Origin of the sequence: Candidatus Angelobacter sp., from assembly GCA_035607015.1 — a bacterium.
Lineage (GTDB): Bacteria > Verrucomicrobiota > Verrucomicrobiia > Limisphaerales > AV2 > AV2.
In genome coordinates this window covers 1-10,795 of the sequence record DATNDF010000459.1, presented here as the reverse complement: position 1 = coordinate 10,795, position 10,795 = coordinate 1, and the positions used below count along the sequence as shown (strand labels likewise).

7 protein-coding genes are annotated in these 10,795 nt (G+C 59.8%); 4 read left to right on the top strand and 3 right to left on the bottom strand.

From position 1 onward, the window contains the following. On the top strand, nt 1-1,050 hold a 1,050-nt coding region (locus VN887_18480; GenBank protein HXT42002.1), incomplete at its 5' end, for a tagaturonate epimerase family protein. A gap of 101 nt (nt 1,051-1,151) precedes the next feature. Here the strand turns inward: VN887_18480 and VN887_18475 are convergent. Next, entirely contained in the window at nt 1,152-3,029 is a 1,878-nt protein-coding gene (locus VN887_18475; GenBank protein ID HXT42001.1) for a beta-xylosidase, read from the bottom strand. Between VN887_18475 and VN887_18470 the strand changes: the two genes are divergently transcribed. Beyond that, nucleotides 3,028-3,597 carry a hypothetical protein gene (locus VN887_18470; GenBank protein HXT42000.1) on the top strand — a complete coding sequence of 190 codons (570 nt, stop codon included), beginning with the start codon at nt 3,028-3,030 and terminating at the stop codon, nt 3,595-3,597. The two genes, VN887_18475 and VN887_18470, sit on opposite strands and share 2 nt — an antisense overlap. 129 nt (nt 3,598-3,726) lie before the next feature. On the opposite strand, the gene VN887_18465 is transcribed toward VN887_18470, so the two are convergent. Beyond that, a complete protein-coding gene (locus VN887_18465) occupies nt 3,727-7,983 on the bottom strand; it encodes a PVC-type heme-binding CxxCH protein (GenBank protein HXT41999.1) in 4,257 nt (1,418 codons plus the stop codon). A 336-nt stretch (nt 7,984-8,319) separates the two neighbouring features. Between VN887_18465 and VN887_18460 the strand changes: the two genes are divergently transcribed. Together VN887_18460 and VN887_18455 are read left to right on the top strand one after the other, a co-directional pair. Beyond that, nucleotides 8,320-9,501 (top strand): DNA-binding transcriptional regulator, encoded by a 1,182-nt coding sequence (locus VN887_18460; protein ID HXT41998.1) that lies wholly within the window; start codon nt 8,320-8,322, stop codon nt 9,499-9,501. A 130-nt stretch (nt 9,502-9,631) separates the two neighbouring features. Continuing rightward, on the top strand, nt 9,632-10,426 hold the full coding sequence (locus tag VN887_18455) for a type II secretion system protein (GenBank protein HXT41997.1): 795 nt from the start codon (nt 9,632-9,634) through the stop codon (nt 10,424-10,426). 139 nt (nt 10,427-10,565) lie between these two features. Here VN887_18455 and VN887_18450 read toward each other — a convergent pair. After that, nucleotides 10,566-10,795: High-affinity nickel transporter (locus VN887_18450; GenBank protein HXT41996.1), on the bottom strand; the 230-nt coding region annotated here is incomplete at its 5' end.

Below are 10,795 nucleotides of genomic sequence, written 5' to 3'. Positions count from 1 at the left end.
TGGACGAAACCGTTTCACGTGGACGCCGACCATATCCGGCTTGAAACCGTGGACCGGTTCATTCCGTGCTCGGACTTTTTCACGATTGACGTGGCGGATTTCATCGGCCGGCCCGCCGACGACGGGACAGTGAAAGCCTTTATCAGCCGTCACAGTGAACTCGCTGGCAAAACGCAAATCCCCTGCGTCGAGCAACCGCTCGAAATCTCCCGCGCCGGGATCGAACGCGTCGCGAACAGGTTTCTTTATGCGGTTCAGGAGGCGGGCCGCATTTACCGTCACATCAACCAGGCCAAGGGACCGGACTTCATCACCGAGATCTCGATGGATGAGACCGACAGCCCGCAGACGCCGCCCGAACTGCTGGTGATTCTGGCCGCCATCGCCGACGAAGACATTCCCATCCAGACCATCGCGCCGAAGTTCACCGGGCGATTCAACAAGGGCGTGGATTACGCCGGCGACCTCGCGCAATTCGAACGGGAGTTCAATGCGGATCTCGCGGTCGTCGCCTTTGCGGTCGAGCGCTACGGCCTGCCCGCGAACTTGAAATTGAGTGTTCATTCGGGCAGCGACAAGTTTTCCATCTACGCGCCCATCCGCCGCGCGGTGCGGCGGCTCAACGCCGGCGTGCATGTGAAGACGGCGGGCACGACCTGGCTCGAGGAGATCATCGGTCTGGCGGAAGCCGGCGGCGATGGCCTGGCGCTTGCCAAGGAGATATACGCCGACGCCTTCGCGCACCTGGATGAACTCTGCGCGCCGTACGCGGCGGTCATCGACATTAACGCGAAGGAACTGCCATCTCCGCAAACCGTGCAAGGCTGGAGTTCCGCGCAGTTCGTCAACGCGCTGCGGCACGACCCGAAGTGTCCCGCGTTCAACCCGCATTTGCGCCAGTTGCTGCATGTCGGCTACAAAGTCGCGGCCAGAATGGGCAGCCGGTATTTGAAGCTGGTGGCAGAATGCGAATCAACAATCTCCCGCAACGTGACCGAAAATTTATACGAGCGGCACCTCAAACCGCTTTTCATTACAGCCGGCCAGTGACGTGAAAATCGGCGGGTGAATTTCAATGTGCGAAACGCCTCGTGGTTTGCCCCTGTCGCCCGGCCGTGACGTTGGCCGTTTGGTCTGTGGAACGCGGCCCGTCACCAGTTCAGTTGGAGCAGCGAGACTGCCCGGCGAGGCAGTTGGAACCTCAACGTCGCCCTGCCTTCGGACACGTGAACATTTTCCGGCCCCGCCAACGTGGCCAGCCGCCCGGCTTTTTCGAAGAGCGCGTATTGCTCAGGAGTCGGCTTTTGTGGTGAACCGATCCGCCTCCACGCCGTGAATGCGTTGCTGTGGTCTTCATCAATGCGGAAGTGTTCCAGCCGCGCCCCGCCATTCGTCACCGGAAGATTGTCCAGCGTCAACTCGACGTCTGCTTCCGGTCCCGGCACGTCATCGTCGTGGTAATGCCAGACGAGCACGCAGAGTTTGCGTTGATCGAGAGTCACCAGCGCCGACACATCCGTTTTTGCCCGGACGCCGCCTCGCAGGATTTCGTCCAACGGCACGGCGCCGTCGCTTTCCACGTCAAGCCGCCGGCCGCTCATCCGGGCAAACATGCGGAAGGTGTTGAGCACAGGTTTGTCGATTCCGTTGCTTGCCAGCGAACGGAAGCCGGCGAAATACGGCTGATCCTCGAACTCAAACGCCCAGGTCAGCGCACCTTCGATGTTCACGCCGCGCCGGTCGGCCAGATCATAAATGCGCGCAAAGCTTGCAGCGGTGTAGCTGGAATACATCGTGCCGTTTCGATAGGCCAGTGACGGCCCCTGGCAGGCAGCGCAGCCTTCGGGATCGCATTCGCCGATGACCACGGGCGTGCGCTCTAGCTCTGGAAAGGACCCGATGATCCGGAAACCGTCGTCAATCGTGCGCAGTTGATTCGCGATTCCCATCCGCACGTGGCCGTTGGTCGTGGTCGGCGATCCCTTGGCGTGAAAGGAAACAAAATCGAGCGGAGTGCCGATCTTGCCGGTCGCGTAGTTGGTGCCGCGCAGGCAATGTTCGAGAAAATCGCGGGTGAATTTGCCACCGCTCCCGGCAGTATCCGCGCCGCCAACTCTTGCGGTCGGCAGCGCGCGCCGCACCGCGTCAATCGCGTAGTCGTGGAGTTTGCGGAATTCCTCCGGCGTGCCGCGCCAGTAACCGATGTTGGCCTCGTTCCACACTTCCCAATACCAGGATTCCACCTCGGCGCGACCGTATTTCCCGATGCAATGCTTCGCCCACTCGAAGACCAGTTCGGCCCACTTGCGATAGTCCCTCGGCGGATTAGCCCAGCCAGTGAAGATTTCGTTGTATCCGAGCTGGGGATTCCAGTGGTGCTGATACGGCTCGGGTTTCACCGACAGGTCTCGCGGCATGAAACCAATCTCCACATAAGGCCGCACGCCGTTTTCCAAATACGTGTCGAAGATGCGGTCAAGAATCGTCCAGTCATAAATGGGATGGCCTGGTGTGTCCTCGCGGTACGCGCCGGTGGAACCCCATTTCAACGCGGCCGTGCCATCACCGGAGGTCAAAAGATTATGCGCGCGGAAATAAACCTGCTTTGGCCGCAGCTCGCCGAGTTCGGCGATCAGTTTCCTGCCGTTTTTCATGCAGGCGTAATTCGGCTCATCAGCTCCGAAGAACCGCCAGATGGGTTTCAGCTCGCCTTTCGACTTCGCCGCGTCAACGTGAATCGCGACCGGAAACGAATCGGCCGAGGTTGCGGTCGCGACGCTGACCAGCATCAACGTCAACACCGCCGTGGCAAAACCAAAAGAGCGCCGCTTCAATACGGAGGGCGCTTCTACGCGGAAAGATCGTCCTTGGGAGATGCTCGCAGCTTCTGCCGGCTCGTGTTCGACGTTCATAAACCTGGCAAGCCTGCACTCGACAATCCGTTGCGTCCAGAATATCGTTTCGGTCATGGAACGGATCGCCCGCGAGATGCACGCCTGATATCCGTTCGGGTCCGGCGTTTCACTCATGCAAACATACTTCAGTGAACTGGACGCCAGCACGATCCCACTTGCACCCTGGGTAATCGCGATTATCTGGCTCATCATTTTCGCTTCAGCACACGTTCTATCGCGAAAAAGTAGTGCGCTTTCACGCGCTCAAGGTTTCTTCATTTCTGGCGGCTCCCCTGTACCAATCAGAACACAATCGTTACGGCTTATACTTGTTCAGGTTTTACTCAGTGCTGCTATCTTCGCATACGCTTCATTTTTCGGTGGTCCTTTTTTCGCATTTTTTGCCGGCGGATGGGTCGTCGCGACCGCAATATCCATCCCTCTTAATCTTCGGAGCATATTATTCCTCAAAGCGCTTTCTAAACCGGGTGCCGCAAAAGGTTCAGTTACGCTATCGAATCGCCTGGCCGTCAAGGATTGCGCGTTTAAGTTATTCGGCGCAGCAGCGTTTTGTCTGCTTCTCGGTATTCTCATGGCTCATCTGGCGTTTTTTGGCGCTGCATTTTTCCTTTCGGCCACTGCGTTCGGGTATCTTAGAAAAGCAGAGGGAAAAGCTACCAATGAACCGCCCGCACTCACTTGAACAAGCGTGTACAGCGTCAAGCCAGTCTGCGAGCCCCTGTACCACGCGCGTCTTGTTGACAGCAATCTCGACGAACAGTCCCGACTTGACCTCGAATTCCGCGAGTGACTCCGATACTGACTGCCCGAGTCAGTGCGAGGGTTGGGTCAAATACGTCAGCAATGATTTCAAGTCGTCTGGCGGCAGGGCCTCGAATCCGGTGGGCATGATCGAAACCTGCGTGCCTTCCAACGTCGCGATATTTCTCCGTTGTATGGCGTGCTTTTGTCCGGTGGTGTCGAGAACTTCCACGGAGGTCTGCGTCTCGGTCTCCAGCCGGCCGGAGAAGGTCTCGCCCTCCTTGGTAGTGACGTTCCAGAGCCGGTAATTGGCTTCCACCGAACGGTTGGGATCCAGAATATCGATCAACACTTCCGACCGGTCACGCGCGCCAATGCCGGTCAGGTCCGGACCCACCTTGCCGCCCTGGCCGTCGAATGTGTGACAAACCGCGCAGTTCGCGGTGAAAACCTCCTTGCCGCGCGCCGGCTCGCCCTTTTCCTTCGCGAGCGGCAGCAATTTCTTAACGATCTCCTGCCGGTCGGCGGAAACCGTCCCGCCGATGGCGGACAGCCTTTCCGCGCGCCGGGCGATCTCGCGGTTGGGATTCGATTTCAATTGTGACCATGCCTCGGCCGCCAGGTCGGTCCGTCCGATGTTTCCTTTTTCAATCGCGTCCAGCAACGCGTCCGCCCATTCGGCGCGGCGCATCAACGTGGCGATGGCCGCGCGCCGGACCGCCGGCGTCAGTTGCGCCCAGTGCGCGGTCAATTCGCGCCCCGTCGCACGGCCACGACTTTCGGTGAGCGCGCCCACCAGACCGGCCCCCAGCCCTGGTGGCGTCAACAAATTCACCTGCTTGAGCACCAGTCCGACGGCATCGGGTTTGTCATCCAGGCCGAGCAACCGTCTGGCGGAGGCAATCCGTTTATCGTCCGCGACCATCGGATCGGCGACCTGTTTGCTCAGTGAATCGATGAAGGCAGCGATGCTCCCGCCGAAAATGTCCGCGCGCCCCCAGCGCTGGGCGAGCGCGAGCAAACGGTCGCGGACCGATTCCGGCAGGGCCTGCATCAGATCCGTGAGGGTTTTCTTTTCGTTGTCGCCCAGCGCGGGCGCCGTACCCTGCGGCCAGCCGGAAACCAGACCGTCGAGGATGGGCACCGCAATGGAGGGCGAAGCGCCTTTCAGCGCGGCAAGCATCGGGATGATGCTTTCCACCGGACCACGTTGCGCGTAGTGCGTCGTCACCACCCGGACAACCCGTCCCACTTCCCCCGCAAGCTCCGAACCGGGCGCCGGAATAAGTTCAACGTCGTCGAACCAGGCGGTACCTGTCGCGCGGCCCCAGCCGCCGAACAGGCAGTTGACGGTCGCCTGCGTCAGTTCGCCGGAATTAAAGTCAAGCTCGACGCGCGTCCAGTCGTTGTCGCCGGTCAGCGCTTTGGTGGCGCCATGCACCGGATCCTGCATTTCGTGGATGTTGAGCATCGCGCCGTGTGCGCCGCCGATCTTGCGCACGTTTTCGGTTTTGATCCAGGCGGTGAGGCGGTAATCAGTGCGCGGTTTGAGGTTTACCTGCGCGGCCCAACTCACATCTCCACCCTGTTCGGAAGAGATCTTTGCGCTGCGACTGCCGGTGCGCCCCATTTCACCAACGGCAAAATTTCCCCGCCCGCCATGCGTGACCGGTCTCCAGCCTTTCGGACGGCCGTCCGCCAGTTCTTCAAACGATCCGTTCAGTATCAAATTCGCCCTCGGCTCGTTCGCAGCTGCCGACGCGACAGGCTTGTAGTTGGACAACACCACCTTAAGAAATCCGGCGTCGTTGCGCGCGGCGGCGCAGGTCGCGGCGTCTGGAATCCAGCGATCATTCGCGTTGCGGGGCTCCCGAAGCATCGCGAAGGTCGCCGCGGCCACCTCATCTGAAGCAGGTGTCTCGGACACCGCCAGCAACGCCGCCATCCGCACCTGCGGATCCGGATCGTCCAGCAACTTCCCCCTCAGGATCGCGTTCAGGGAATTCTCATTGCGGGGCAGCACCATCAACGCCGCGCGGCGCACGCCGGCAGACGGATGTTGCAGGGCCTTCACCGCGGCTTCCGTCGCTTGCGCGTTCGAGCCATCCAGCGTGCCGAGCCCTGCGAGAGTCCAAAGCGCGTGAACAGCCGCGGGGTTCAGGCCGATTTCATCCACGCCATTGTCGCTGACCAGCGCGCACAGGGCCGGAACGACGCTTCTGTCTCCGCGCACAACCAGCAGCCGTTGCGCCGTCATCCGCCAGAGCATGTTGTCGTTCTTCAAAGTGGCAACGAGTTGCTGCGGCGTCGCTTTGTCCAGGCGCATCGGGGGAACGGGTTTCGCCCGGTCGTACGCGATGCGGTAGATGCGGCCATGTGTTTTGTCGCGCAAAGGCGTATCGTAGGCGCCGCCTTTGCCGGTCTTGAAACCGCGCGGTGTCGGATTGTGCTGGATAACATAATTGTACCAGTCAATCATCCAGAGTGCGCCATCGGGGCCAACCTCGGCACAGATGGGCGAGGTCCATTCATCGTCGCTGGCGGCAAAATTGCGCGCGTTGTGCGCGACGAAATCGGCGCCGCGCGGTTCGAGGAAGAACCGGCCCAGCAAATGGCCGGTCGGTTCGGTGACAAACTGCGCGCGGTTCCAGTATTCCTTGGGAAAATTGCGCGCGGTGTAAATCGCGCTGCCGGCGCCAGCGGTGTATTTGCCGTGCCAGTCCACCTGCCGGACTTTGTCGGTGACCGGATAAAATCGCTGGCTGTCGGCGATCGTTTCCAACCGACTGGCTGACCAGCCGTTGACCGCCTCGTAATAGCGGTTCGGGATCGGCATATACATGCTTGCGTTGCCATTGGCGGTGGAACCGATGATGATGTTGTCCTCGGTGAAGCCGAGCCCCCAGGTGTTGTTGTTGCTCGAACGAATGAACTCCAGCTTCGAGCCATCGGGCTTGAATCGGTAAATGCCCTGTCCAAATCGAATCTCCTTTCCGCCAACCGTACCTCGGAAACCCGAGTAACCAACCGTGCCCCAGATCCAGTTGTCAAAACCGTAACGAAGATTGCTCGGGCCGGCATGGGTATCGCCCGTGCCCCAGCCGGTAAACAACACCTGCCGCACGTCCGCTTTGTCGTCGCCGTCAGTATCCTTGAAAAACTCCGTCTTTCCGGAGTGCACCACGACAATGCCGCCATTGGCGAAAGTAAAGCTGGTCGGCACACTCAACTCGTCCACGAACACGGTAAACTTGTCCGCCCTGCCATCACCATTCGTGTCCTCGCAGATCACGATTTCGTCGTGCCCCTGACCCGGCGGTTGCATGTTGTTGGGATAATCGAATGTCTCCGCAATCCACAGCCGCCCGCGTTCATCCCAGGTCATCCAGATGGGCTTGGCGATCTCCGGTTCCGCCGCGAAGAGTTTCACATCGAACTCCGGAAACGTGACCAGGTGCCTCATTGACTCTTCGGGGCTGAGCGGTTTTTGCATCGTGCGAATCGGTTCGCCCTGCGTGCCCCACTGGGCATTTGGAGTGTAATTGGGCAGCGGGGCCGGAGCCTCGGTATATTCAAACGGCTTGAGACCGGCGCGGGGTTTGAGCCGCGACGGCGAATTCGCCGTGGCCCAGCGAATGCCGTTCTCGATGAGCGCCTGAAATCCCGCGTTGGACCAGGTGCGTTCGTCATGTCCCCAGGCCGTGTAAAAGACGCGGCCTTTGCCATGGTCGCGCACCCAGGTGTACGGCTCCGCGCCCCTGGCGTCGCGGCGCTCGGCGAGAACGACGCGGTTGGTGTTGTGCTTTTCGTGAACGTAGGTTTCATCCCAGCTCTCGATGGGCGAAAGTCCCTTCATGACCGGGTGTTCCGGGTTGACGATCGTTTCCTTGAACACACCCGTTTCATGGCTTTTGAATTGAGCGCCGACCAGTTCGATGTATTTCGGCGAATTGAGGAAGCAATAGGATGCGCAATGAATTGGCACGAAACCGCCGCCCGCCCCGACGAAATCCAGCAGCGCCTTTTCCTGCTCTGGTGAGATCTTCGTCCAGTTTGCGTAGATGAGCAGACCGTCATATCCCGCGAGCTTCGCCGGATTCAAATCATCGAGCGAATCGGTGTAGTCCAGTTCAATGCCGCGCCTTGCCAGCACGGGTTGCAACTGTTTGAACCGCTCTGCCGGATGGTGATGTCCGTCGTCACCGAGGAAAAGCACGCGCACTGATGCTTCATGAACCGCTTCTGCCGCTCCGGCGGCCAGACAACAGATCAGGGACAATACGCAAGAGAGAGGTGCGCCGATTGAAGCGAGCGACTTTTTCTTCATGTTTCAAAAATACCCCGGTCGCAGCCTGGTTGTCCGCACAGAACTGCCTCGTTGCACCGCGTCGCCGGACATCGTGCGGCACACCCGGCTTCGGTGATCGCGAAGCATGCGCGAGCCGATGGACTGCGGCAGCTTGAATTGCGGACCGCGGTCCGTGCCATGAGCTTCCGCGTATTTTTCTTTTGATTTTTAGCGAGACGCTTGCGGGCGGGCCCGTATTCGCAGTAGTCTGGAGTTCATCAGCACGTTGCGCAGCCCGCGAAGAATGATTGCGTCGTCATTGCCTCCGTTGGAAACGCGGAATCGTATTGTGTCCGGCAAACGCATCACCAGGCCGTGAAAGACCCGGTGAAAGTGGCGTTGTTGGTCGAAACGTCCAACGCGTATGCCCGCGGCCTGTTGCGGGGGATCGTGGCCTACATCCGCGAACACCGGCCCTGGTCGCTTTACCTGTCGGAACATAACCGCGGAGACAAACCGCCACGGTGGCTCGCTCATTGGGGCGGACACGGTATCATCGCGCGGATCGAGAATGCCGCCATCGCCGAGGCGCTTCGACGGATTACCATCCCCGTCGTGGATGTCAGTGCCGCGCGCTTGATTCCCGCGCTGCCGTGGTTTGAAACCGACGACGGCGCCATTGCCCACCTTGCCGCAGACCATTTGTTGGAGCGCGGTTTCAAGTACTTTGCCTATGCCGGAGATGAACGCTTCAACTGGTCGAACTGGCGATGCGAGCACTTTCAGAATTGCATCCGCGCAGCAGGCCGGGAGTGCTTTGTCTATCGCCCGCCGAAAGATTTTTCCCTGGAAGACGAGCAGCAGGTGGACCATCTGGCCCGGTGGATCAAGGACCTTCCCAAACCGGTGGGGGTCATGGCCTGCTACGATTTTCGCGGTCAACAGGTGCTCGATGCGTGCCGGCGCGTCGGCGTCGCAGTCCCGGACGACGCGGCTGTCATCGGAGTGGATAACGACGACCTCCTGTGCGAACTGTCCGACCCGCCGTTGTCCAGCGTCATGCCGAATACGAACCGCACCGGTTACGAAGCGGCGAAGCTGCTGGATGAATTGATGTCGGGTCAGAAGGCACGGGGCGAAACCCACTTGATCACCCCCCTGGGAATCGCGACACGCCAGTCCACCGACGTGCTGGCCATCGACGATCGCAACGTCGCGCGGGCGGTCCACTTCATCCGGCAGCATGCCTGCGATGGCATCAAAGTCAGGGACGTGCTCAAGGCAGTGCCGCATTCACGCACGCTCCTTGAAAGCCGCTTCAAAAGGCTCCTTGGCCGGACCCCGCACGAAGAGATCCTGCGAGTCAGACTCAACCGAGTGAAACAGTTGCTCGTCGAGACAGACCTGCCGTTGGAACAGATCGCCGAACGCGCGGGCTTTCCCCACGTGGAATATCTCAGCGTGGCATTTCGGCGCGAAGTCGGCACGCCACCCAGTCAGTACAGGCTCAGGAACCGTCCCTGGACCGCTCAAAGCGCCCCGCAAAAAGCTAAATAATAAAACGCGAAATCTCATGGCGTTGCGGGATGGGGAAGTTAGACTGCGACATCGCCACCCAGGAATGAGCGCCTTGCCCCGATATTTCGGTTGGCGCTTCAGAAAAAGCCCGGCGAACAACTTGTTCCGTATGACCAACGATCTTGCGAACCGTCAAACACCGCGATTCTCAAAAGGGAATGCCTTCACCCTGATCGAACTGCTGGTCGTCATCGCCATCATCGCCATTCTCGCCAGCCTGCTGTTGCCCGCCTTGGCTCGCGCGAAATGGAGGACCAAGGTCACGGCGTGCTCCAGCAATTTGAGACAACTTTCCCTGGCCGCGATCATGTATGGAAGCGACTACAATGACAAGCTACCGATAATGACGTACGGCGGCAGGTTGGTCAGCCAGGGAGACACCGCGGGAAACTGGCCCTGGGACATGCCAACGCGTGTCACCGGACTGCTCACACAAAACGGGGCGCAGCGTCACATTCTCTATGACCCGGGCTTTTCGAAGCAGGACAACGACACCCTGTGGAACTTTGCAGTCGTTGGTGGTTCTGGTTTTCGCGTCGTCGGCTACACCCCGACTTTCCCGGAAACTCCCCGGCTGCTGGCGACGAACATCAATGACTCGTTAAGCTCCATCAAATCATTCATGGTTGGAGGCGTGCAATACAGCCCGACTGCAACAGAACGGGTATTGTTCGCAGACGTTGTCATCTCCAACAATCCAAACCGGAGTCCGGCCGGAAAGAATTTCACGAGCGTGGACGGCGGATTCAAGGGGCACTCGACCTCGCATTTGGACGGCAAAATGCCCGCTGGCGGCAATCTGTTGTTTTTGGACGGACACAACGAGTGGAGAAAATTCGGGACAACGAATCAACTGCAATACATGGTGGTGCGGACAACTGGTGGGCCAAGTTTCTGGTTCTGATCAGGCACGCGATTTCCGATCGTTTGTCGCGGGCGAAGCCCTTGGCCTTTCGCGGCCGTCGGGATTTCTCCGGGGAAAACCACTCATCCGATCACTTCGTCGAGACCCCGGCATACGTCGCGCGCCGCTCATCGCCGCTTCAAACCACCAGCCAAGCGACGCCCACCGCGACCGCCGTACCCGAACAAACGTACATCAATCCGCGATAAGCCCGGGCGCTCCCCACGGCAAAGCGCGCCGCCAAAAGCCCGACGATCGACGAAAACAGCAGCATCGCCACCACTGTCCCCGCACCGAACGCGGTCAAATAACCGGCCGCTTGCCAGTTCGATGCAAATGCCAGCGCCGGCAGGATCCCCAGGAAATGAG